Below are 22,811 nucleotides of genomic sequence, written 5' to 3' on the forward strand. Positions count from 1 at the left end.
CACCGCCAAGGAGAAAGACTGGTTATTCTTTTTCTATGGAATTAGTGGATTAATTTGTCGCAGTTTGGGAAGCGTTTGGGATTGGTGTTTCAAATGTGGTGATGGGTAATGGTGGAGGCCTGAACGCCGGATTGCGAGGCAGGCGGTGAGAAATGGAAAATGCAGGGAACAGCCGCCGACCATCTCTCATATGCGGTCTCGACCAAGATGTAGTCCGGCACAAAGGTGCAGATTTGCGTCCGGGTTTACGTCTCGGTGCCGTTCTCATTCGTCGAGAATATCATGCCCTCGAAGATCCGGACTGGTGGAGCGTCGCCGGAAAACCGCTCGACCTCCACTTTGGTGATCTGACCGGTGCAGCCTTGGGCCAATCTGGAAGTACCGATATCCTGCGTAAGGATATTCGGATTTCCATGGATGCACATCGGGTGTTCCGACTTCGGATCATCCGGCTCGAACCACGCGCCTGTCGAAAGCTGCATTACGCCTTGCCTTACGTCGTCGCTCAATATCGCTGCTGCAAGGCAACTGCCACGATTGTTGAAAAGCCTGACAATATCGCCATCCGCTATATCGCGCGCTGCCGCATCGGCCGGGTTGATGCGGACCGGCTCACGGTCCTTGATCTTCGTAGAGCGGCTGAAGTCACCATAATCGAGCTGGCTATGCAGTCGCTGGTGCGGCTGGTTGCAAACCAGATGCAGTGGGTAGATCGTTTTATCGACCGCTGCTTCAGCCCTTGCTGGGTACCAATATGGATGACCGCCGCAATCGTCATAATCGAAAGCTGCGATCGTCTTTGAAAATATCTCGATCTTGCCGGATGGGGTCTGCAGGGGAGATGCAGACGGGTTGTCGCGGAAGGCGCGTGCTGGCCCGCCATCATCAGGTTTGATCGGCAGCCGCAGTTCACCACGTTCCCACAACTCTTCGAAATCCGGAGCTTCATGCCCGCTGGCTGCAAGCGCCTGACGTGTCGTTTCGAAAAGGAAGCCGAGCCATTCCCGGGCCGTGCGGTTTTCGGTAAACGCATCGAATTTCCCGAGATGCCGGGCGATGGCAGAAAAAATCTCATAGTCGTCGCGTGCTTCGCCGACCGGCTCGATCAATTTCTTCATCGCGACCATCAAATCGTCGCGGTCTGCCGCGCCGATGTCGTCCCGTTCGATCGTTGTTGTTGCCGGCAGAACGATATCCGCGTGACGCGCCGTGGACGTCCAGGCTGTCTCGTGGACGATGATTGTTTCGGGCCGCCTGAATGCGTCGCGCAGCCTGTTGAGATCCTGATGGTGATGAAACGGATTGCCGCCTGCCCAATAGACGAGGCGAATATCCGGATAGTGCAAATCATTGCCATTATATTGGAATTCGCCACCCGGATCGAGCAACATGTCTGCAATGCGGGCGACGGGGATATAGTCCGCCAGAGGATTCTTGAACTGACTTAACGTTGGCAGCGGCACGGCAAGTTGGCGTTTTCCGATGTTTCCAAGCGCTCCGAGCGAATAGGAATATCCGCCTCCATCAAGACCGATCTGGCCAAGCATTGCGGCAAGCACAATACCCATCCAGACTGGTTGTTCGCCGTAGTCGGCTCGCTGGAGCGAATGGCTGACGGTCACCAGCGTGCGCAAGCGTGCCATTGCCCGCGCCAAGTCCCTGATCGTTTCTGCGCTTATGCCGCAGATTTCCGCTGCCCATTCGGCCGTTTTCGGCAATGCATCGCTGCGGCCAAGCAGATAGTCCTCGAAGCGCTCATATCCGACCGTATAGCGCTCAAGAAACTCGCGGTCATGCAGCCCTTCTGCCACCAGCACATGTGCTATTCCTAGCATGAGCGCAACATCGGTGCCCGGGATGATCGCCAGCCATTCGGAATTTACTTCAGAAGGGAAGTCATCCTTAAGCGGGGTGATGGAGATGAACCGGGCGCCGCGGGCACTGGCGCCGGACAGTTTCGGCCGCACAATATGGGCGCCTATACCGCCGCCATGCACGTCGCCGTTCTTGATCGCCATTCCGCCGAAGGCGACGACGAGTTCCGTGCTGCGCTCGATTGCATCCCAGGTGACGCTCTTGCGGTCGACCGTGTCATAAGGCCCCAATACATGCGGGATGATGACCGATGCCGCGCCAGAACTATAGGTGTTGACGGATCGCACGTAACCGCCGAGCACATTTAGAAAACGATGGATTTGGCTCTGCGCATGATGAAAACGGCCGGCACTCGACCAGCCATAGGAGCCGCCGAATACGGCCTGCGGGCCAAAATCCTGGTAAACGCGCTGCAGTTCGTTTGCAACCAGCTCCACCGCTTCGGGCCAACTAACTTCAATATAATCATCGGCGCCACGTTTGTTTGCGTGGGCAGGTGCTTGCTCAAGCCAGCCACGCCGGATGGCGGGGCGTCTGACACGAGCGGGACTATCGGCAATCGCCGGAATGTTGCCCAGCAGGGGAGAGGGGTGCGGATCGCCGGGATGAGGCCGGATGTGGAGGGTGCCGTTTTCGTATCTGCCTGAAAAGGCGCCCCAATGTGAGCTGTGAGGCTTGAACGAGTTCATTGGCGGGTATCCTCGACGATCAATGTATTTCAGCTGTTAGGCACTGGCTAATTTGGCAGAACCTTGCCAGGGTTCATGATGCCCGCCGGATCGATAGCATTCTTGATGACGGCCATGAGATCAACGGCATCACCATGTTCAGCCCGAAGATAGGCAATCTTGCCTGTGCCGACCCCATGCTCGCCTGTCGATGTACCGCCGACCGAGATGGCATATTGCACCATCTTCTTATTGATTGCAGCGACTTCGTCGAGTTCCTGCCGGTTGTTCGGATCGACGGCGAAGACGACGTGGTAATTGCCATCCCCGACATGTCCGAGAATGGCTGCCGGGACACTGCACTCCTTCAGAAGTTCGCGTGTCTTCAGGATGCAGCCACTTAACTCGGAGACAGGCACGCAGACATCGGACGACCAGCCCTTGGCGTTTTCTCGCTGGGAGACGACAGCATAAAAGGCGCTATGACGCGCCTTCCAAAGCCGGTTTCGCTCTTCTGCTGCATTTGCCCATTCGAAATCCCGACCGTTGTTTTCTGCGACGATCGCGGCAACCATTTCGACCTGTTCCTGCACGCCGACCGGTGAGCCGTGAAATTCGAAGGCGAGCGTATCCTCGATCTTCAGTAACAGGCTGGAATAGGCGTTGACGGCCTTGATCAGACCACGGTCCATCAGTTCCATACGGGCAACGGGAATGCCGAGTTGGACGACCTGAATTGCAGCGGCTACCGCCTGTTCGACACTTTCGAACGAGCAGAGCGCAGCAGAGATCGTCTCGGGAATACCGTAGAGACGCAATGTGACCTCAGTAATGATGCCAAGCGTGCCTTCCGAACCGACGAAGAGCCGGGTCAGGTCGTAACCTGCCGAGGACTTGCGCGCCCGGCCACCGGTGCGGATGATCTGGCCATTCGGCAACACGACGGTTAGCCCAAGGACGTTTTCGCGCATGGTGCCGTAGCGCACGGCATTGGTACCGGAAGCGCGTGTTGCTGTCATGCCGCCGATCGAGGCGTTGGCACCCGGATCGATCGGGAAGAACAGGCCCCTGTCACGCAGATGGGTGTTCAACTGCTCCCGCGTAACGCCCGCCTCGACGGTGCAGTCTAGATCCTCGGGGCTGATGCGGGTGATCTTCGCCATGCGCGACAGATCGATGGATACACCACCGCGCACCGCTGTCAGGTGGCCTTCGAGAGATGTTCCTGCGCCAAAGGCGATGACTGGAACGCTTTCAGCAGCGCATAGCCGCACGATATCGGCCACCTCTTGCGTGTTCTCCGCAAAAACGACGGCATCCGGGATGGCTGGCGTGTGATGGGATTCACCACGGCCATGCTGTTCACGGAGGGCCTGCGATATCGAATAACGATCACCGAAGCGGTTGCTCAGCGCTTCGGAAAGGGAGAGCGGAAGCGCGCTCATTTTCCGTCTCCGGTTTCAACGGGTGTATCGCCTGGTCGCCCCCATTCTGTCCAGGCTCCGTCGTAAATAGCCACGTCATCCTTGCCCGCAAGGTGAAGACCGAAGGCGAGTGCTGCGGCCGTCACGCCCGATCCGCAGCTTGCGATGACGGGTTCCGAAAGATTGAGACCAGCCTGTTCAAAAGCCTTCGCGATGCTTGCGGTATCGAGAAGTTCGCCCGTCTGGGGATTGGTCAGCGCATTGAAGGGCAGATTGAGGCTTCCCGGAATATGACCGGAGCGAAGACCCGGGCGCGCTTCCTTTTCCGTCGCGGTGAAGCGTGCGGCGGAACGGGCATCGATGACCTGTTCGGCCTGGCTTGCTATATTCTCAAGGACCTGTGCTTTCGAACGCACCGCGCCGGGATTGAAATGCGCCTGAAAAACTCCTCTGGCGAACGAGGCAATCTTATCGGTTACCGGCCGACCTTCTGCCAGCCACTTCCGCAGGCCACCGTCTAGAACTGCGACCTTGTCGTGTCCGAACGTCCGCAAGGTCCACCAGACTCGGCCAGCCGACATAAGGCCGGGCGTGTCATAGACCACTACGGTGCTGTCGCTCGAGATGCCGAGATCCGCCGCATATTGCTCGAAAGATTCGGGCGAGGGTAGCATATGCGGCAACGACGTTTCGTGGTCGGCAATCTTGTCGATATCGAAGAAACGCGCCTTTGGAATGTGCCGGGCCGCAAAATCGTCGGCTGCAATGGGCGTGACGCCCGGAAGCTTAAACGATCCATCAAGAATGACGAGCTCTGGCCGGTCAATATGCGCCGCAAGCCATTCGGTGGTGACCAGAGAGCCAGGCAGGGAAAGAGACATTGGGAAACTCCGAAAAATATAAGCGGATAAGCAAAGCCGTGCGGCGTCTGAGGCGCATGGGGTCGCTTGAGTGAAAATCAGGCGACCAGCTTTTCGCCCTTCAGATGGCGTTCAAGGAAAGGCAGACTGTCCTGGCCCCAATAAAGCTCACCTTCATACAAGAAAGTCGGAAGTCCGAATACGCCGGCGGCCTTGGCAGTCTCGTAGCTGGATGTGCGGCGTGCCTGCACGGCCTCGCCCTGGCCCAGGTCATCCAGTGCCGCTGCATCAAAGCCTGCCGCCGTCGCAATCGGCCGGCGGATCTCGGTATCGCCAATATCTTCGCCACGTCCCCAGAACGCTTCCTGAAGCGCTTTCGTCAGCTTGAGCCAGTCTTGATTGGCCTCGATCGCGGCGACAACCATCAGGCCGGCCGGTGCTGGATCGGAAAGTGCGGCGCGATTGTCGAAGTTGAGTGTCTTGCCTCTCAACGCTGCCCAACGTTTCAGGTCTTTCGTCCAGTAGGCGCGGCGTGCTTCGGGCCGATTGCGGGAGTAAATGCCGCCATTGTCCTCTATCAGCGGAATGACGTGAGGACGGATCGTGACGCCATGTTCAGCTGCCAGCGTGGCAAATGGTTCCAACCCGATAAAGGCCCAGGGTGAGCCGATGCTGAAGAAGAAATCGATCGTTTTTGTCATGGTCTGCTATCGCTTTCAGGAAGGCTGCTTGGTGAACACTGCCGTATCGAAGACTGAAAGTGCGCAATCGCGGGCAATGAGTACGGCACTCGGATCGCGCCCCACCGCCACGATAGCCAGTGCGCCTTCGTAAAGAAGGGAAAGATGGGCGGACGCCTGTTGAGATCCGCTGTCGGCCTTTGACATAATGGCAGAGAATATGTTCCGAACCATTGTCTTATGAGTTCGAGCTACAGAGACGACACGCTCGGAATCGCCGTGTTCCGCGACTGCCAACGCAAATGCGCAGCCGCGAAACTCCGGACTGTCTGCCTTTTCATGCAAGCGTTCGAAGATCAGCTTTATCGCGTCTCTTGGGGCAATCTCTGCTTCGATGACTTCTTCGAGAGATCGGATAACTCGATCGTGGCGGGCCTGAAGGTAGGCTGCGACCAGATGGTCCTTGGAAGGGAAGTGCCGGTAAAGCGTCGCCTTGGCGACATTCGCTTCTTCGATGATGCGGTCAATTCCCACCGCTCGGATGCCTTCCCTGTAGAAAAGTGCTCCGGCAGCAGTGAGGATCTGGTCAGGTATGGCTTCTCTCATGGAATCGCTTTTAAACTTTGGGCCTATTGCTTCGATGATCCATAGACGGTCGCAGATCGATAGAAGTAAGACCGGTCTGTCTCGGTTGCTAGAGTTGTCAACGATTGCCGGCATTACGTCAAGCGGCCCGCAGTCCTCTCGCGCATAAAGTGGCAGAAAACCACATATGATCCTGAGCTATTGTAGGATTTATTCAGTATCCCGTTCTCGCTTCGGCGGCTGAAAAACCACACGTGCTTGTCGGAGTGCTTCGGTCATTTCTATTCGTGCTGCGCCGATAAGATGTGCCATGGCATGGTGTGCTGCCTCGGGTCGCCGCATGCGAATGGCCTCCAGCACAACCTGATGGCTCGAGATCGCCTGTTCGTGTGATTGGCTGGCACGGTTGGTGAGCCGGAAGCTCGCGAGCAGCGCTGCCTGGATGGCGCTTGCGAACTGCCGGTAAACCCAGTTTCCGCTGGCGTTGATGATTGCTGTATGGAATTCCAGATCGGCCCGGCTCCAGGCCTCGGTATCCCGGGAGTTGGCTTCGACCATGTCCTCGAACGCTTTGGAAATCTGGTAGAGCTGGCGCGCGTTAGCATTGGCGGCCGCTTGTGCCGCGGCTGCAGGTTCTAGCAGTTGTCTAGCGTCGATCAGTGAGGAATAAAAGGCTTCGTCAGCTCCGACCGACAGCATGACCTCAAGGACGATGGGATCAAGATAGTTCCAGTTTTCCTTCGGCAGGATGGTGGTGCCGGCCCTTGTTCGCGATCGAACCATGCCGAGCGCAGAGAGATATTGCATGGCTTCACGTAGGCTGGTGCGGCTGACGCCAAAACGTTCGGTAAGCTCGGCCTCGTTAGGCAGGGTGGAGTTTTCGGCGAACGCCCCCGACACGATCATCTCGATAAGACAGTGAAGTAGCGCTTCTCGGACAGTTCGTTTTCCGCGCTGTGCGATCGGTTCGCCGTCCTCTGTCAGCACCCGTGTCATCGTAATATTTTTAAGCAGTGAGCCCTCCTTTGTCATTGCTCTATCTCTCTCCAAAGGGGCGCAGATTCTCGTTTGCAATTCATAGTATGGAACGATCTTATTTTTTGATCAAATCCAGAAATAAATCATATTTATATTGACATCCATCCTATGAATTTTAATCCTTGTCAGCAGAGAATTAGATCACCTGATGCCGACCGTTTCCGGACCAAGAGGAACACCATAGTCCGCGCTATAGTCGGCAATGCCGCTGTATGAGTTCATATTTGGAGCACTTTGATGAAGATCACCAAGCTGACCACCTACATCGTCCCGCCGCGCTGGCTGTTCCTGAAGATTGAGACCGACGAGGGTATCGTCGGCTGGGGTGAGCCCGTGGTCGAGGGCAGGGCGCTGACGGTCGAGGCCGCCGTGCATGAAATGTCCGATTACCTGATCGGCAAGGATCCGTTTCTGATCGAGGATCACTGGACTGTTCTTTATCGCGGTGGTTTCTATCGGGGAGGGGCAGTTCACATGTCGGCACTCGCCGGCATCGACCAGGCGCTCTGGGACATCAAGGGCAAGGCGCTGGGCCAGCCGGTCCACTCGCTCCTCGGTGGGCAGGTCAGGGATCGGATCAAGGTCTATTCCTGGATCGGCGGCGACCGCCCGTCGGATGTCGCCAACAATGCCAAGGATGTGGTTGCCCGCGGGTTCAAGGCCATCAAGCTCAACGGCTGCGAGGAAATGCAGATCGTTGATACCAATGAAAAGGTGGAAAAGGCGGTCGAGACGATCGCCATCATCCGCGAGGCCGTCGGCCCGCATATCGGCATCGGCGTCGATTTCCACGGCCGTGTCCACAAGCCGATGGCCAAGGTTCTTGCCAAGGAACTCGAGCCTTACAAGCTGATGTTCATCGAGGAACCGGTGCTTTCCGAAAACCGCGAGACGCTGAAAGAGATTGCCAACCATTGCTCGACACCGATCGCGCTTGGCGAGCGGCTGTTCTCACGCTGGGATTTCAAGCAGGTTCTGTCTGACGGCTACGTCGATATCATCCAGCCGGATCTTTCGCATGCGGGCGGGATTACCGAATGCCGCAAGATTGCCGCCATGGCTGAAGCCTATGATGTGGCGCTGGCACCCCATTGCCCGCTCGGCCCGATCGCCCTTGCCGCCTGCCTGCAGGTCGATGCCGTCTCCTACAACGCCTTCATTCAGGAACAGAGCCTTGGTATCCACTATAACCAGGGCAACGATATCCTCGACTATATCTCCAACAAGGAAGTCTTCCATTACGCCGATGGCTTCGTCAGCATTCCGCAGGGGCCTGGCCTCGGTGTCGAAGTCGACGAAGCCTATGTGATCGAAAGAGCCAAGGAAGGCCATCGTTGGCGCAATCCCATCTGGCGCCATGAGGATGGGAGCTTCGCCGAGTGGTAAGGTAATTTCCTCAAACAATAAGCATCCGGCTCTATCAGGGCCGGGTGCCGTTTATCCGACGAAATCGGAAATCGTCGACGACCGGATGTTCTGAAACACGCTGTCTCCGTAGTCTGGAAAATCGTGCAGCACGCTTCCGAACTGAAGGCCTAAAGCCCAGGCACCCAGGGCGAAAATCGACAGAAGGATTGAGAATGACGGTCCGAAGTCCGTGAGCACGATGTGGCCTAAGCGTAAAAGGTCGCTTGCGTTGGGCATGTCATCAAACCTCGGACATCACGCTTGTGGTGAGAAAAACAACGAGGGCGTAATGTCCGGCAAGGCTTCCGGTTCCGACGAGGACTCGGTTTTTTTAGGAAATTGCGAAAACGTTTCCGGGAGTACGGAGGATCAGTCTCCTGCGCCGGATGACTGGGGTTGCGATTGCCCCTCTCGATCCGACAATGACACGCGCCCTTCATGACGCCACGGGCCGCCCAGATAACTCCATAGATCGAGCCCGGTTATGCGGATGGATTTCGGTTCAAACCGGCTTTTCAGTTCGAAAAACAACTGGTCGGCTTTTGCCCGCGATACCTTGTTCTGGATCGTGATATGCGGGCGGAATTTCTGCAGATCCTGCGGGCCGGGCCAGGAGCCGAAGCGACGGACGAGTTCGCCTCTCAGGTCATGCAGTTCAGGGCTTTCGATCTTGAATGCGACGCCTGCTCCCAGATGCTGGATGCCGCTGACGGTTGCGAGGAAATCTGTCCGCGCCAAAAGCATTTCGGCTACGATCTCCTTGACCGCCGCGAGCCGCCGGCCGGGGAGATGATGGAAGACGGTGACATGCGCCTTTAGGAAATTGCGGGCAGCAGGAAAATGCGCCTGCCGGAGACGATCGAAAGGCTCCATGTCATCAGCTTCGACATGAGCGGTTATGATCACCGGCGGCAGCGTCACAAGGCCATCATTCGAATTCGATGATCACTTCGTCCACGGCAAGGCTTTGGCCTTGCTTGGCGGCAACGCGTTTGACAAGCCCCGCCCTTTCAGCCTTCAGAACGTTCTCCATCTTCATCGCCTCGACCGTTGCAAGCGTCTGGCCTGCCTCCACCTTGTCACCTGAGCTCACTGCGATAGACGTGATGACGCCGGGCATCGGGCAAAGCAGCATTTTCGAGGTGTCCGGTGGCAGCTTGACCGGCATGAGCTTGGCAAGCTCGGCGATGCGCGGCGAGCGAACGCGCGCCAGAACATCCATGCCGTGCCAGCGCAGCCGGATGGCCGATCCCACCAGATCGACCTTCACCATCAGACTTTCGCCGCCGACATGGAAATCGGCAAGACTTTGCCCGGGAAACCATCCGGTCGCCGCAGAGATATGATGGGCATCGTCGAAACGCACGAAGGCTCCATCGGCGGCCGTATCGAGCGTGACCGGGCCTTCGAACGTCGGCTTTGCCCCGACCGAGAGCGTCACGACCCAGTCCTTTGCCACCGCCCGGCGGCGTTTGGACAGCGTGCCGGAAATCCAGGTGGCCCGCTCCTCCAAAGCCTGGTTGACCAGCACTGCAATGACCGCAAGCCTGCGCGGGTCGCCGACATCGGGCTCTACACCGGAAAAGCCATCCGGGAACTCTTCCGCGATATAGGCGGTTGTCAGCTTGCCGGAGCGGAAGCGCTCCTGTCCCATCACGGCTGACAGGAAGGGAAGGTTGTGGCCGATCCCTTCCACCTCGAACGCATCGAGCGCCACTCCCATGGCGTCGATTGCCGCTGTCCGATCCTCGGCCCAGCTGCAAAGCTTGGCGATCATCGGATCATAATACATCGATATCTCGCCGCCCTCGAAAACACCGGTATCGTTGCGGATAACGGCCCCGCTATCCTGTAACCCCTCGACTGGCGGGCGGTAGCGTGTAAGCCGGCCGATCGACGGCAGGAAATTGCGATAGGGATCTTCGGCATAAAGCCGGCTTTCGATCGCCCATCCCCTGAGTGATACGTCCGTCTGCTTGAACGAGAGCTTTTCGCCGGCTGCAACACGGATCATCTGCTCAACAAGGTCGATGCCGGTGACGAGTTCGGTTACCGGATGCTCCACCTGCAGGCGGGTATTCATTTCAAGGAAATAGAAGTTCCGGTTGCCGTCGACGATGAATTCGACCGTGCCGGCGGAAAAATAACCGACGGCCTTTGCAAGGGCTACCGCCTGTTCCCCCATCGCCTTGCGGGTCGCTTCATCGAGGAAAGGCGAGGGGGCTTCCTCGATAACCTTCTGGTTGCGCCGCTGGATGGAGCATTCTCGTTCGCCGAGATAAAGCGTGCTGTTATGCTGGTCGCCGAGTATCTGAATCTCGATATGACGCGGCTGGTCGACGAATTTTTCGATGAAGATACGGTCGTCGCCGAACGAGCTTTTCGCCTCGTTGCGGGACGACTGGAAACCCTCGCGCGCTTCCGCGTCGTTCCAGGCTATGCGCATGCCCTTGCCGCCGCCGCCGGCTGACGCCTTGATCATGACCGGATAGCCGATCGAAGAAGAGATCTTTACAGCCTCGTCAGCGTCTTCGATCAGGCCCATATGCCCGGGCACCGTCGAGACACCAGCCTCCGAAGCGATCTTCTTCGAGGTGATCTTGTCGCCCATCGCTTCGATGGCTTTCACCGGCGGGCCGATGAAGGTGACACCGGCTTTTTCGAGTGCCGCGGCGAAAGCGGCATTCTCAGACAGGAAGCCATATCCCGGATGCACAGCATCCGCGCCGGTTCGAGCAATCGCATCGAGTATCTTGTCGATGACGATATAAGACTGGTTGGAAGGGGCGGGGCCGATATGTACGGCCTCGTCGGCCATCGACACATGAAGCGCATTCGCATCGGCGTCCGAATAGACGGCGACGGTCGCGATGCCCATCTTCTGCGCTGTTCTGATGACCCGGCAGGCGATTTCGCCACGATTGGCGATGAGGATTTTTTTGAACATGTTTGCGGGCCTTCAGAGCGGTATCGTGTCGTGTTTTTTCCAATGGGTCGTCACCTGCTTGTTGCGCAGCGAGGCGAATGCGCGGGCGATACGGCGACGGGATGAATGCGGCATGATCACCTCGTCGATGAAACCGCGCTCGGCGGCGACGAACGGATTGGTGAAACGTTCCTCGTATTCCTTGGTGCGGGCCGCGATCTTCTCCGGATCGGAAAGCTCGGAGCGATAGAGGATTTCGGTTGCGCCCTTGGCGCCCATCACCGCGATCTCGGCTGTCGGCCAGGCATAGTTGATATCGGCACCGATATGTTTCGATGCCATCACGTCATAGGCGCCGCCATAGGCCTTGCGGGTGATCAGCGTCACCATCGGCACGGTTGCTTCCGAATAGGCAAACAGCAGCTTTGCGCCATGCTTGATGACGCCGCCATATTCCTGTGCCGTACCGGGCAGAAAGCCGGGAACGTCGACGAGCGTCAGGATCGGGATGGAAAAGGCATCGCAGAAACGGACGAACCGCGCCGCCTTGCGTGATGAATCGATATCCAGGCAGCCGGCAAGAACCATCGGCTGGTTGGCGACGACGCCGACCGTCTGGCCTTCGATGCGGATGAATCCGGTAATTATGTTCTTCGCGAAGGCCTGCTGGATCTCAAAGAAATCACCTTCGTCGGCAATCGCCGTTATCAGTTCCTTCATGTCGTAGGGCTTGGTCGCACTGTCCGGCACGAGCGTATCGAGCCGCATTTCGACCCGTGACGGGTCGTCGTGAAACGGCCTGACCGGAACCCTGTCGCGGTTGTTGAGCGGCAGGAAATCGAAAAGCCGTCGAACCGCTTCCAGTGCCTCGATATCGTTTTCAAACGCCGCGTCGGCAACAGATGATTTTTGCGTATGGGTTGAGGCGCCGCCGAGTTCTTCAGCGCTCACGATCTCGTTCGTCACCGTTTTCACCACATCCGGGCCGGTGACGAACATGTAGGACGAATCCCGGACCATGAAGATGAAATCGGTCATGGCAGGCGAATAGACGGCACCGCCAGCGCAAGGCCCCATGATCACCGAGATCTGCGGAATGACGCCGGAAGCTTCTGCGTTGCGGCGAAACACTTCTGCATAACCGGCAAGCGAGGCGACACCTTCCTGGATGCGCGCGCCGCCGCTGTCATTCAAGCCGATCACCGGTGCGCCGACCCGCACCGCCATATCCATGATCTTGCAGATCTTTTGCGCATGGGTTTCCGACAGTGAGCCGCCGAGCACGGTGAAATCCTGGGAAAAGACATAGACTTGTCGACCGTTAATCGTGCCCCAGCCGGTTACCACGCCATCACCGGCAACCTTCTGGTCCGCCATGCCGAAATCGACGGCGCGATGGGTGACATACATATCGAATTCTTCGAACGAACCTTCATCGAGTAGCACCTCGATCCGTTCGCGGGCGGTCAGCTTGCCCTTGGCGTGCTGGGCCTCGATCCGCCTGGTGCCGCCGCCAAGCCTCGCCTCTACACGACGCTTTTCGAGCTCGTTCAACATTGCCCGCATATTTCCTCCCAAAGAATGTGCGAATGCAGACATGTATAAAGATAGCAAAACGGGATCGAGGGAAAGGCCGGTTTCAGTCTTAAGACCATGAAGGAAAAAGCGATGGGAGCCGAGAAACATGGTGCCAGGCAGCAAAAGGTTGAGAGCGGGATCCGGGTCGTTACTGCAATTTTGTCGAGAATGTGGAGGCGAGACACAAATTATTGCGCATAGAGTTGGGTTGCTAAAACAGTGCGGTTGATGCAACACCTGACAGTCTGTTTTTTCTGCATCTGGGATTAAAGCTGAATGCGCGCTCGTTACGGTTTCGTTGGCCTGTTTCTTCTAATGGCATCGTCCGCCCATGCCTTGGAGCTTGGCCCGCCGCCGGTTCTTGCGCCGCAAAAGAGTCAGGCGGAGGCTGCTAATCTGAGCGCGCAATTCCTCGAGCGCTATGCCTACAAGCCGGTTCCGCTCGACGATGCCCTGTCTGCTAAAATCATGGATCGATACCTGAAGTCGCTTGATCCTGACCGCAGCTTTTTCCTGCAGGCCGATATCGACAAGTTCATGGTCAACAAGACCAAGATTGACGATGCCATCGTCAACGAAGACCTGAAGATCCCGTTTTCAGTATTCAACGTCTATTCGAAGCGTGTTGTCGATCGGATGACGTATGCGCGGGATCTGCTCAAGCAGGGCTTCGATTTCAGCGCCAAGGAAGATTTTCCTCTGTCGCGCGAGGATGACCCATGGCCGCAATCGGAAGCACAGCTTCATGACCTGTGGCGCAAGAGCGTCAAGAACGACTGGCTGCGGCTGAAACTGGCCGGCCAGACCAGCGACACAATTCGCAATACGCTCGACAAGCGCTACGAGAACATCCAGCAGCGCGTTTATACCTACAAGAGCGACGACGTGTTCCAGTCCTTCATGGCTGCCTACACGACCTCCGTCGATCCGCATACCGATTATTTCGGCGCTGCCGCTTCGGCCGACTTCGACATTTCGATGAAGCTTTCGCTGGTCGGCATCGGCGCAGTTCTGCAGGAGCGGGACGGCTATACTACCATTCGCGAACTCGTGCCTGGTGGCCCAGCCCAGCTATCCGGGCAGTTGGCGGTCGGCGATCGCATCATCGGCGTAGGGCAGGGCAAGGATGGTGCGGTCAAGGAAGTTGTCGGCATCCGTCTCGATGAAGTCGTGCAACTGATCCGCGGCGAGAAGGATTCGGTCGTACGGCTCGATATTCTACCCGCCGAGACTGCCGCCAATGCAGGCCATCGGGTGATCAGCCTGGTGCGTGACAAGATCAGCCTTGAAAAACAGGCCGCGAAAAAGACTGTCCTGCCCATCGACGATCGTGGCACGGCCCGCAAGATCGGGGTCATTACCCTGCCGGCCTTCTACGAGGATTTTGACGCGCGCCGCAAGGGCGACAAGGACTATCGCAGCGCCAGCCGCGACGTCGCCAAGCTTCTCGGCGAATTGAAGCAGGAAAAGGTCGATGGCGTGCTGATCGACTTGCGCGACAATGGCGGCGGTTCGTTGACCGAAGCGATCGACATGACCGGGCTGTTCGTTGGCAAGGGTCCGGTTGTCCAGCAGCGTGACGCTGCGGGCAGGGTCGAAGTGGAAAGCGATGATCTTTCCAAGCCGGCCTGGGCTGGCCCGGTTGGTGTGCTAATCAATCGCGGTTCTGCGTCGGCATCCGAGATTTTTGCGGCCGCCATACAGGATTATGGTCGCGGCGTGATCATCGGCGAGCCGAGTTTCGGTAAGGGGACGGTGCAGACTGTCATCGATCTCGACCAGGCCGTTCGCAACAACACGCCGAAATACGGCCAGTTGAAGCTGACGATCGCGCAGTTTTTCAGGATCGACGGTGGCACCACCCAGCTTCATGGCGTGACACCTGACATTGCCCTGCCGGGTCTCCTTGACCCGAAGATCGTTGGCGAGTCGAGCTATGACAATGCCTTGCCGTGGGATAAGATCAAGCCGGCTAGATATACCGCATCAAACAAGACAACTTCGTTGCTACCGCAACTCTTGAGCCGCCATGAAGCCCGGGTGAAAGACGACAAGGATTTCCAGCGTTTTGTGGAGGATGCTGCGGAGTTGAAGGCACAGCGGGAAAAGCGCGTTATCTCTCTGAATGAGGCCGAGCGCCGCGAAGAGATGAAAGCCCTTGAAAGCCGCCTGAAGGCGCGTGCAGAAGGTGATGATGGTGTGCTGCGTGGCGAGGATGACGGCTTGCAGGCCAACGAGCGCAGTCTGAGCGCGGATCTCGCACTTGAGAATGCCCGCAAGAACGCCAAGGACGTCTTGAGGACCGAGGCTGCTTCCATCGTTGCTGATCAGGCGGAATTGCTGGCTCCGGTGCGAAAGGCCGCCAATCAGCCGTAACGAGGCGCCGGCAGAAAGGCTCGCTCGTGGTCAGTTCTGGATCAGGTGCTGGATCCTGCTGATGATCTCGTCGAGGATGGCGATACGTTGACCGCCGCTCGGACGTATCGCGAAATAGGACACCTCGATATTCGGTTCGAATGGGACGGAGATCACATCAGCCTCCGCGGACCTGAGGCTGATGTGATCGACGATACCCACTCCCATGCCGGCCGCGGCAAAGTAACAGCAGTTCAGCATGGATGTTTCCATCGTGCTGACAGGCTGGTGCTCCTCGCGGGAAAAGGCCCTGTCTAGTGAGAGCCGCAAAGGCGAATTCCGGCCCGGTATCAGCACCCGCTCGTTGATGAGGTCAAAGGGCGTAATGACGGAATGCCCGGCCAAACGATGGCCCGGCGCCATCGCGGCAACCGCGTTCGTGCTGTGCAGGCGAACGGCGTTTTTATCTGCCATTCGCGGCGAGGCGAAGACCAGACCAAGATCATAGCGGTTTTGTTCGACCATGTCCCAGATGTAACGGCTGTTCTCGACCTCGATAACCAGAGGAATGTCCAGTCGTTCACCGATTACGTCAACTATGGCTTGATGCAGGTAAGGACGGACCAGCGATGTCACGCTGCCGATGCGCAGAACGGTATTCTTGTGCAGGCGGATATCGTCGGCGGCCTGGGCAATCTGGTCGAGACCCAAGTAAAGTCGTTCGACCTCGCGATAGAGCTGGGTCGCCTCGGCGGTCGGTATCAGGCGTGCGCCCACCCGCTCGAACAGTGTCATCTGAACAATGTCCTCGAGATCGCGGATCAACCGGCTGACGGCGGGTTGCGTCACATTCATCGCATCCGCTGCCGCGGTAATGCCTCCGGCCATCATCACGGCCCTGAATGCCTCTACCTGGCGTGGTTTCAATCGCATGCAGACCTCCTTTCCATAACATTTAGGCATGGATCGAGTACTAAATGCAATTTTTCTTTCTTGTAAGAAAGCTTTAACTCATCTCCACCCCCGCAGGGAGAGTGCGGAGATTGGACAACTTGGAGGAGTCCTCATCATGAAGTTTTCTGTATTCGCAGCCGCACTGGTCGCGTCTGTTTCTGCTCTGCCGCTCGCAAGCCAGGCCAAGGACCTGACCGTCGGTCTTTCCGCATCGACGACATCCATGGATCCGCAATTTTATGTCGTCGGTCCGAACAGCGCGATGGCACGCAATATTTTCGATGGCCTCGTCAACCAGGACGATAAGCAGCAGATCCAGCCGGCTCTGGCTGTCTCCTGGACGATCGTCGATGACACGACCTGGGAATTCAAGCTGCGCGAAGGCGTGAAATTTCACGACGGCAGCGATTTTACGGCTGAAGATGTAGTCGCCAGCATCAAGCGCATTCCGCTTGCCTCGACCAACAGCCCGAGCTCCTTTGCCGCCTATGTGAAGGCGATCACCGAAGTTACGGCCGTCGATCCGTTAACGGTACGCATCAAGACTTCCGGCCCGACGCCGCTGCTTTTGAACAATCTCAGCCGCATCGCAATCCTGCCGGCAGAGATGGAAAAGGTCACGACCGGCGAAATGAATACCGGCAAGGGTGTCATCGGCACCGGCCCGTTCAAGTTCGTGTCCTGGTCGCCGGACGACAATGTCGTTGTCGCCAAGAATGACGCCTATTGGGGCGAAAAGGCTCAGTGGGACAAGGTGACCTTCCGCGTCTTCAAGAACCCGAGCGCTCGCGTTGCGGCCATGTTGTCGGGTGATGTCGACATGATTGAGAACATCCCGACGGCCGACACCCGCCGTCTGGAAGCGTCCGACAAGCTGAAGGTCGTCAACATTGCCGGCAACCGCATCATGTACCTGCATATGGATCAGAACCGCGCGGAATCGCCGTTCGCCAAGGGTCCCGACGGCAAGAACCCGCTTCTGAATGCCGATGTTCGCCGCGCATTGTCGCTGTCGATCAATCGCGAAGCGCTGGTCGACCGCATCATGGATGGCCAGGGCGTTCCTGCCGGTCAGGTCGTGCCGGAAGGGTATTTCGGTTATGATCCGGCCCTCAAGGTCGATGCCTATGATCCGAACAAGGCAAAGGAACTGCTGGCCAAGGCCGGTTATCCGAACGGCTTCTCGCTGACATTCCATGCTTCCAACGACCGCTATCCGAACGACAGCAAGGTTGCGCAGGCAATCGGTCAGTTCTTCAGCCGTATCGGCGTGAAGACCGAAGTCGCCACCCTGCCGGGCAGCGTCTATTTCACCCGCGCCTCAAACCTCGAATTCTCGTTCATCATGGGCGGTGCGGCGGTCGAAACCGGTGAAGCGTCTGGCGTTCTCGGGCCGATCCTCGAGACCTATGGCGAAAAGGCCGGCCAAGGCAATCGCGGCCGTTATTCCAACCCGGAATTCGACAAGGCTTTGAACGAAGCCCGCTCGACGCTCGATGACGCCAAGCGCGAGGAACTGCTGAGGAAGGCGACCGAGATCGCGATGACCGATCTTGGTGTTATCCCGGTCTTCTATCTCGCCAATACCTGGGCGGTGAAGAGCGACATAAACTACGCGGGTCGCTCCGATGGCTACACGCTTCCCTACTACGTGAAGCCGAACTGATCGAAGAAGAGGAGCGATCCACCATGTCTTTCAGCGGTGTATTTCCCTATCTCGTCTCGCCGATCGACGAATCCGGCAAGGTGATGCGGAATCTACTGACGGATCTGGTGGATCATCTCATCGATGAGGGTGTCCACGGTCTGGCACCACTCGGCAGCACGGGTGAATTTGCCTATCTCTCCCAAGAGCAGAGGCGCTGCGTCGTCGACACGGTGATTTCGGCCAGTAGTGGTCGTGTCCCCGTTGTCGCCGGCGTAGCGTCGACGTCGACGGCCGACGCCGTGGCTCAGACGGAATATATGGTCAATTCGGGTGCTGACGGGATACTCGCGATCCTCGAAGCCTATTTTCCGATCAGTGACGAAGGCGTCGAAGCCTATTTCACCGCGATCGCCAAGGCCGCAAAAGGGCGCCCCGTGGTGCTCTACACCAACCCGCAGTTCCAGCGCTCCGACCTGTCTCTCCCGGTGATCGAGCGCCTGAGCCGCATCGACAACATCCGCTACATCAAGGACGCTTCCACCAATACCGGACGTCTTCTCTCGATCATCGAAAGAACCCGGGGCCGGATGGAGGTATTTGCAGCCTCGGCGCATATTCCGACCTGCGTGATGATGATCGGCGGCGTTGGCTGGATGGCTGGCCCGGCCTGTATTGCGCCGAAACAGAGCATAGAGCTCTACGAAACCGCCAAGGCGGGCGACTGGACGCGTGCGATGGAGTTGCAGCGACCGCTCTGGAAGCTGAACGAGGTTTTCGCGAAATATTCGATCGCTGCCTGCATCAAGACGGCGCTCGATCTGCAAGGGTTTGCCGTCGGAGCACCGATGCATCCGCAAATGCCGCTGAATGAGGCGGCGCGGGAAGAAATCGCCGGCGTGTTGCGCGATATCGGCGCCCTTTGACGTTTTTCTGATCCCACACATTGAAGGCATTTTTGCATGAAGCCGACTTCGATCATCGTCGATTGTGATCCTGGTATCGATGACACGATTGCGCTGTTGACCGCATTCGTATCACCGGAACTCGAGATCCTTGGCATTACGCCGGTCTGTGGCAACCAGCCATTGGAGCGTACGGTGCGCAATGCGCTGCAGGTTTGCGAGCTCGGAAACCGCACTGATATCCCCGTCTATGCCGGTTGTTTCCGGCCGATGCTGCGCGAGCCGATCCATGGACAGTTCCATGGCAAGACGGGCCTCGGCAACACGACGCTGCCGGAGCCGGTGAAGAAGGCGGAAGCGATGTCCGCCGTCGATTTCCTTATCGAAACGCTCGGCAATGCTGCCGAGACCGGTGAGCGCGTCACGCTCTGCTGCCTTGGACCGCTCACCAATGTTGCGGTGGCCCTGCGGATGAAACCGCAATTGGCCGACGGTATCGCACGCATCGTCATGATGGGCGGCGCCTATCGCGAACCGGGTAACCGTACCATGACGTCGGAATTCAACGTTCTCGCCGATCCACATGCTGCGCATATTGTGTTTTCGAGTGGCATCCCGATCGTGGCGCTGGCGCTCGACGCGACCCATCAGGTGATGCTGAAGCCGGAGCATGTCGCCGAATTTTCGCGCGTCAGCGGCCGCATTTCCGAGACGCTGGCCGAACTCATGGCCTTCTGGGATCGCAACGATGTGCGCCGTTATGGCTCGCGCGGCGGCCCGCTGCATGATCCACTGGTGATGGCATATATCCTCGCGCCGCATCTGTTCGAAACACAGAAGGCCCGCGTTTTCGTCGAATATGAAAGCGAGCTCTGCATGGGCCAGACGATTGCCGACTGGTACGGCAAGAGCGGGCTGGAGCCGAATGCCGATATCGTCACCAAGGTCGATGCTGAAGGCGTGATCGCCTTTTTCCTCGAGCGCCTGTCGCGTTACGCCGATCAAAAGGCCGTCGCATGAGCATCCACAAAGTCATCATCGATGCGGATCCGGGCGTGGACGATGCCGCCGCCATCCTGATGGCGCTTGCCTCGCCGGAAATCGAGGTGCTCGGCCTGTCGATTGTGGCCGGCAACGTGTCGCTCGAACATACCGTCACCAATGCCTGCAAGCTTATCGGTGTGAGCGGTCGTCGCGACGTGCCGGTTCATGCCGGCGCCAGCGGCCCGCTGGTGCGCGAACAGGTTTATGGCAAATATGCCCGTATCGGCTCGTTTGACGACAAGCTGGTCAAGGCCGGTGATATCGTGCCGTCGGACGAAAACGCGGTCCAGTTCATCACCCGTTCGGCGCGCGCCGCTGTGGCCGCCGGTGAGCAGATCACCATCTGTGCCATCGGCCCGCTGACTAACGTGGCGCTGGCGCTGATCCAGCACCCGGATGTCGCTCTCGGCATTCGCCAGATCGTATCCATGGGTGGCGCTTTCACGGCACTTGGTCACCGCACGCCCTGGGCGGAATTCAACATCTATGCCGATCCGCATGCGGCCGAGATCGTTTTCCAGTCCGGTGTGCCGATCGTGCTGATGCCGCTCGACATGACCTTTCAGGCACTGTTTACCGCCGAGCATTTTGAAAAATTCCGCGCCGGCGGCGAGGCGGGTGCAGCGCTCTACAATCTCTTTTCCACCTTCGACCGCAGCGATGAAAAACGCTTTGGTCGTCCGGGTGGGCCGATCCATGATGCGACCACGATCGCCTGGCTCATCCGCCCCGAACTGTTCACCAGCCGCGAGGCTTTTGTCGGCGTGCAGATCACCGGCCTGACCATGGGTTATACCTATGCCGATTTCTACAAGAAGATGGACCGGCCGGCCAATGCCACCGTAGTCACCGATGTCGACGAGGCCGGGTTCATCGCATTGCTGATCGAGCGCATTGCCCGCCATGGCGGCGAGGCGCTCGACGCAGGAACTATGGGAGGCTCACACGTATGAGCGGATATCTCTTAAGCCGGTCTCTGCAGACCGTGCTCACACTTTTCGTCATGTCGGTTCTCGTCTTTGCCGGCCTGTTTCTGGTCGGCAACCCGGTCGACGTGCTGTTGAGCCCGACCGCAACACCGGCCGAGCGCATGCAGGTCATCCAGGCCTTTGGTCTCGATAAATCCGTCTGGGAACAGTACTGGATCTTTCTGACCAACGCGCTGTCCGGCGATCTCGGCAATTCCTTTGTGTTCAATCAGCCGGCGCTGACGCTGATCATGAACCGCATGCCGGCAACGCTGGAACTGGCATTTGTCGCATTGTTCATGGCGCTGGTCATCGGTATTCCGCTCGGCGTGTATGCCGGCCTGAAGCCGAAGGGGCTTGTTTCTAAGTCGATCATGACCTTCTCGATCCTCGGCTTCAGCCTGCCGACCTTCTGGATCGGCCTCGTAATGATCATGTATTTCAGCGTCTATCTCGGCTGGCTGCCGTCATCGGGCCGTGGCGATACCGTCAATGTGCTCGGCGTGCCGCTCTCCATGTTCACGCTCGATGGTCTTTCGCATCTGCTGCTGCCGGCCTTCAATCTGGCGCTGTTCAAGATTTCGCTGGTCATCCGTCTCACCCGCGCCGGCGTGATGGAAACCATGCAGCTCGATTTCGTGCGTTTCGCCCGTGCCAAGGGCCTGACGGAGCGCCGCATCGTTACCGTGCATGTGCTCAAAAACACGTTGATCCCGCTGATCACGGTTATCGGCCTCGAACTCGGTTCGCTGATTGCCTTTGCCGTCGTCACCGAAACCATCTTTGCATGGCCGGGCATGGGCAAGCTGATCATCGACGCCATCGGTGTTCTCGATCGCCCCGTCATTCTCGCCTATCTGATGATCACCGTCGTGATGTTCAGCGTCATCAATCTCCTGGTCGACATCCTCTATTCGATCGTCGATCCCCGCGTCCGTCTTGAGGGGAACTCGTGATGACCGACAACAATTCATCCTCGACCACCTCGGTCCATGCTGCGGCCAATAGCGGCGCGAAATCCGCTTCGCGTTCTCCGGCTGCAGAAGTCATCTACGCGCTGCTGCATGACAAGCTGGCGCTTCTAGGCATCGTGCTGGTGACGATCTTCATTCTCGCCGCCGTGTTCGCGCCGCTGATCGCGCCGCAGAACCCGTACGATCTGGCGCAGCTCGACATCATGGACGGCCGCCTGCAGCCGGGTTCGGAAAGTATGTCGGGCATGACCTATCTGCTCGGCACCGATACGCAAGGCCGCGACCTGTTCAGCGCCATCCTTTATGGCCTGCGCACCAGCATTCTCGTCGGCCTGTCCAGTGCGGCAATCGCGCTCGTTATCGGCGCTTCGATCGGCCTCACCAGCGCCTATGTCGGCGGTCGCACGGATTCCATCCTGATGCGTATCGTCGATATCCAGCTCAGTTTCCCCGCCATCCTGATCGCGCTGATTTTCCTGGCCATTCTCGGCCAGGGCGTCGACAAGATCATTCTTGCGCTGGTCGTTACCCAATGGGCCTATTACGCCCGTACGATCCGTGGCTCAGCACTGGTTGAACGCAAGCGCGCCTATGTCGATGCCGCCCGTTCGATGGCGCTGCCGGATCGCAGCATCCTGTTCCGCCATATCCTGCCGAACTGCCTGCCACCGCTGATCGTCGTCGCCACCATGCGTGTCGCCTATGCGATCATGCTGGAAGCAACGCTCTCCTTCCTCGGCATCGGCCTGCCGGTGACCGAACCGTCGCTTGGCCTGCTGATTTCGAACGGCTTCGAATACCTGCTATCCGGCGATTACTGGATCAGTTTCTTCCCGGGCATCGCCCTTCTGTTGCTCATCGTCGCGATCAACCTGATCGGCGATGCCCTGCGCGACATCCTCAATCCGCGTCGTGAGGGCTAAGA

The 22,811-nt window shown here is 58.1% G+C and carries 18 protein-coding genes; 8 read left to right on the plus strand and 10 right to left on the minus strand.

Features of this window, described 5'->3' with window-relative positions; genetic code table 11:
* Positions 1-245 precede the first annotated feature (245 nt).
* The 6 genes from HNQ72_RS19000 to HNQ72_RS19025 all read right to left on the minus strand — a co-directional run bounded on the left by HNQ72_RS19000 (position 246) and on the right by HNQ72_RS19025 (position 7,088).
* Complete coding sequence (locus HNQ72_RS19000; RefSeq protein ID WP_183994238.1) at positions 246-2,564, minus strand: molybdopterin-dependent oxidoreductase; 2,319 nt, start codon at positions 2,562-2,564, stop codon at positions 246-248.
* A gap of 47 nt (positions 2,565-2,611) precedes the next feature.
* The gene (locus HNQ72_RS19005) at positions 2,612-3,988 is read right to left on the minus strand and encodes an FAD-binding oxidoreductase (RefSeq protein WP_183994240.1); all 1,377 of its coding nucleotides are present in this window, start codon (positions 3,986-3,988) and stop codon (positions 2,612-2,614) included.
* Complete coding sequence (sseA, locus tag HNQ72_RS19010; protein ID WP_183994242.1) at positions 3,985-4,848, minus strand: 3-mercaptopyruvate sulfurtransferase; 864 nt, start codon at positions 4,846-4,848, stop codon at positions 3,985-3,987. Before sseA ends, HNQ72_RS19005 begins: the two co-directional genes overlap by 4 nt.
* A gap of 77 nt (positions 4,849-4,925) precedes the next feature.
* On the minus strand, positions 4,926-5,528 hold the full coding sequence (locus HNQ72_RS19015) for a 2-hydroxychromene-2-carboxylate isomerase (RefSeq protein ID WP_183994244.1): 603 nt from the start codon (positions 5,526-5,528) through the stop codon (positions 4,926-4,928).
* 15 nt (positions 5,529-5,543) lie between these two features.
* On the minus strand, positions 5,544-6,113 hold the full coding sequence (locus tag HNQ72_RS19020; protein WP_183994444.1) for a TetR/AcrR family transcriptional regulator: 570 nt from the start codon (positions 6,111-6,113) through the stop codon (positions 5,544-5,546).
* A gap of 189 nt (positions 6,114-6,302) precedes the next feature.
* Complete coding sequence (locus HNQ72_RS19025; RefSeq protein WP_183994446.1) at positions 6,303-7,088, minus strand: FadR/GntR family transcriptional regulator; 786 nt, start codon at positions 7,086-7,088, stop codon at positions 6,303-6,305.
* A 279-nt stretch (positions 7,089-7,367) separates the two neighbouring features.
* On the opposite strand from HNQ72_RS19025, the gene dgoD reads away from it, so the two are divergent.
* Positions 7,368-8,516 (plus strand): galactonate dehydratase, encoded by a 1,149-nt coding sequence (gene dgoD / locus HNQ72_RS19030; protein WP_183825092.1) that lies wholly within the window; start codon positions 7,368-7,370, stop codon positions 8,514-8,516.
* Positions 8,517-8,906: 390 nt separating this feature from the next.
* Here the strand turns inward: dgoD and HNQ72_RS19035 are convergent, their stop codons facing one another.
* The 3 genes from HNQ72_RS19035 to HNQ72_RS19045 are packed head-to-tail and all read right to left on the minus strand — an operon-like array spanning position 8,907 to position 13,029.
* Complete coding sequence (locus tag HNQ72_RS19035) at positions 8,907-9,458, minus strand: 2'-5' RNA ligase family protein (RefSeq protein WP_244654451.1); 552 nt, start codon at positions 9,456-9,458, stop codon at positions 8,907-8,909.
* 7 nt (positions 9,459-9,465) lie between these two features.
* Positions 9,466-11,484 (minus strand): acetyl-CoA carboxylase biotin carboxylase subunit, encoded by a 2,019-nt coding sequence (locus HNQ72_RS19040; protein ID WP_183994246.1) that lies wholly within the window; start codon positions 11,482-11,484, stop codon positions 9,466-9,468.
* Positions 11,485-11,496: 12 nt separating this feature from the next.
* A complete protein-coding gene (locus HNQ72_RS19045; protein ID WP_183994248.1) occupies positions 11,497-13,029 on the minus strand; it encodes an acyl-CoA carboxylase subunit beta in 1,533 nt (510 codons plus the stop codon).
* Positions 13,030-13,317: 288 nt separating this feature from the next.
* Here HNQ72_RS19045 and HNQ72_RS19050 point away from each other — a divergent pair, with 288 nt between their 5' ends.
* Entirely contained in the window at positions 13,318-15,417 is a 2,100-nt protein-coding gene (locus HNQ72_RS19050) for a carboxy terminal-processing peptidase (RefSeq protein WP_183994249.1), read from the plus strand.
* Between the two features lie 30 nt (positions 15,418-15,447).
* On the opposite strand, the gene HNQ72_RS19055 is transcribed toward HNQ72_RS19050, so the two are convergent.
* Entirely contained in the window at positions 15,448-16,329 is an 882-nt protein-coding gene (locus tag HNQ72_RS19055) for a LysR family transcriptional regulator (protein WP_183994251.1), read from the minus strand.
* Between the two features lie 136 nt (positions 16,330-16,465).
* On the opposite strand from HNQ72_RS19055, the gene HNQ72_RS19060 reads away from it, so the two are divergent.
* Genes HNQ72_RS19060 through HNQ72_RS19085 form a run of 6 tightly spaced genes read left to right on the plus strand, consistent with a single transcriptional unit; the run spans position 16,466 to position 22,809 of the window.
* On the plus strand, positions 16,466-18,016 hold the full coding sequence (locus tag HNQ72_RS19060) for an ABC transporter substrate-binding protein (RefSeq protein ID WP_183994253.1): 1,551 nt from the start codon (positions 16,466-16,468) through the stop codon (positions 18,014-18,016).
* A 23-nt stretch (positions 18,017-18,039) separates the two neighbouring features.
* A complete protein-coding gene (locus HNQ72_RS19065) occupies positions 18,040-18,921 on the plus strand; it encodes a dihydrodipicolinate synthase family protein (RefSeq protein ID WP_183994255.1) in 882 nt (293 codons plus the stop codon).
* Positions 18,922-18,957: 36 nt separating this feature from the next.
* On the plus strand, positions 18,958-19,920 hold the full coding sequence (locus HNQ72_RS19070) for a nucleoside hydrolase (protein WP_183994256.1): 963 nt from the start codon (positions 18,958-18,960) through the stop codon (positions 19,918-19,920).
* Positions 19,917-20,897, plus strand: coding sequence for a nucleoside hydrolase (locus HNQ72_RS19075; protein WP_183994258.1), 981 nt, complete (start codon positions 19,917-19,919; stop codon positions 20,895-20,897). The genes HNQ72_RS19070 and HNQ72_RS19075 overlap by 4 nt, the downstream gene beginning before the upstream one ends.
* Entirely contained in the window at positions 20,894-21,868 is a 975-nt protein-coding gene (locus tag HNQ72_RS19080; RefSeq protein ID WP_183994260.1) for an ABC transporter permease, read from the plus strand. Before HNQ72_RS19075 ends, HNQ72_RS19080 begins: the two co-directional genes overlap by 4 nt.
* Positions 21,868-22,809, plus strand: a complete 942-nt coding sequence (locus HNQ72_RS19085; RefSeq protein WP_183994262.1) for an ABC transporter permease — start codon at positions 21,868-21,870, stop codon at positions 22,807-22,809. The genes HNQ72_RS19080 and HNQ72_RS19085 overlap by 1 nt, the downstream gene beginning before the upstream one ends.
* The last annotated feature ends 2 nt before the right edge of the window (positions 22,810-22,811 follow it).

The sequence above is a fragment of the Aliirhizobium wenxiniae genome, from assembly GCF_014201355.1.
In the GTDB taxonomy this organism is placed as follows: Bacteria; Pseudomonadota; Alphaproteobacteria; order Rhizobiales; family Rhizobiaceae; genus Neorhizobium; species Neorhizobium wenxiniae.

What these genes read in the sequence shown, in the direction of transcription:
- HNQ72_RS19020 (WP_183994444.1), bottom strand. Translation starts at nt 6,113, where the DNA reads ATGAGAGAAGCCATACCTGACCAGATCCTCACTGCTGCCGGAGCACTT.
- HNQ72_RS19060 (WP_183994253.1), top strand. Translation starts at nt 16,466, where the DNA reads ATGAAGTTTTCTGTATTCGCAGCCGCACTGGTCGCGTCTGTTTCTGCT.
- HNQ72_RS19080 (WP_183994260.1), top strand. Translation starts at nt 20,894, where the DNA reads ATGAGCGGATATCTCTTAAGCCGGTCTCTGCAGACCGTGCTCACACTT.
- HNQ72_RS19000 (WP_183994238.1), bottom strand. Translation starts at nt 2,564, where the DNA reads ATGAACTCGTTCAAGCCTCACAGCTCACATTGGGGCGCCTTTTCAGGC.
- HNQ72_RS19045 (WP_183994248.1), bottom strand. Translation starts at nt 13,029, where the DNA reads ATGCGGGCAATGTTGAACGAGCTCGAAAAGCGTCGTGTAGAGGCGAGG.
- HNQ72_RS19065 (WP_183994255.1), top strand. Translation starts at nt 18,040, where the DNA reads ATGTCTTTCAGCGGTGTATTTCCCTATCTCGTCTCGCCGATCGACGAA.
- HNQ72_RS19070 (WP_183994256.1), top strand. Translation starts at nt 18,958, where the DNA reads ATGAAGCCGACTTCGATCATCGTCGATTGTGATCCTGGTATCGATGAC.
- HNQ72_RS19005 (WP_183994240.1), bottom strand. Translation starts at nt 3,988, where the DNA reads ATGAGCGCGCTTCCGCTCTCCCTTTCCGAAGCGCTGAGCAACCGCTTC.
- HNQ72_RS19040 (WP_183994246.1), bottom strand. Translation starts at nt 11,484, where the DNA reads ATGTTCAAAAAAATCCTCATCGCCAATCGTGGCGAAATCGCCTGCCGG.
- HNQ72_RS19050 (WP_183994249.1), top strand. Translation starts at nt 13,318, where the DNA reads ATGCGCGCTCGTTACGGTTTCGTTGGCCTGTTTCTTCTAATGGCATCG.
- sseA (WP_183994242.1), bottom strand. Translation starts at nt 4,848, where the DNA reads ATGTCTCTTTCCCTGCCTGGCTCTCTGGTCACCACCGAATGGCTTGCG.
- HNQ72_RS19015 (WP_183994244.1), bottom strand. Translation starts at nt 5,528, where the DNA reads ATGACAAAAACGATCGATTTCTTCTTCAGCATCGGCTCACCCTGGGCC.
- HNQ72_RS19075 (WP_183994258.1), top strand. Translation starts at nt 19,917, where the DNA reads ATGAGCATCCACAAAGTCATCATCGATGCGGATCCGGGCGTGGACGAT.
- HNQ72_RS19055 (WP_183994251.1), bottom strand. Translation starts at nt 16,329, where the DNA reads ATGCGATTGAAACCACGCCAGGTAGAGGCATTCAGGGCCGTGATGATG.
- dgoD (WP_183825092.1), top strand. Translation starts at nt 7,368, where the DNA reads ATGAAGATCACCAAGCTGACCACCTACATCGTCCCGCCGCGCTGGCTG.
- HNQ72_RS19085 (WP_183994262.1), top strand. Translation starts at nt 21,868, where the DNA reads ATGACCGACAACAATTCATCCTCGACCACCTCGGTCCATGCTGCGGCC.
- HNQ72_RS19025 (WP_183994446.1), bottom strand. Translation starts at nt 7,088, where the DNA reads ATGACACGGGTGCTGACAGAGGACGGCGAACCGATCGCACAGCGCGGA.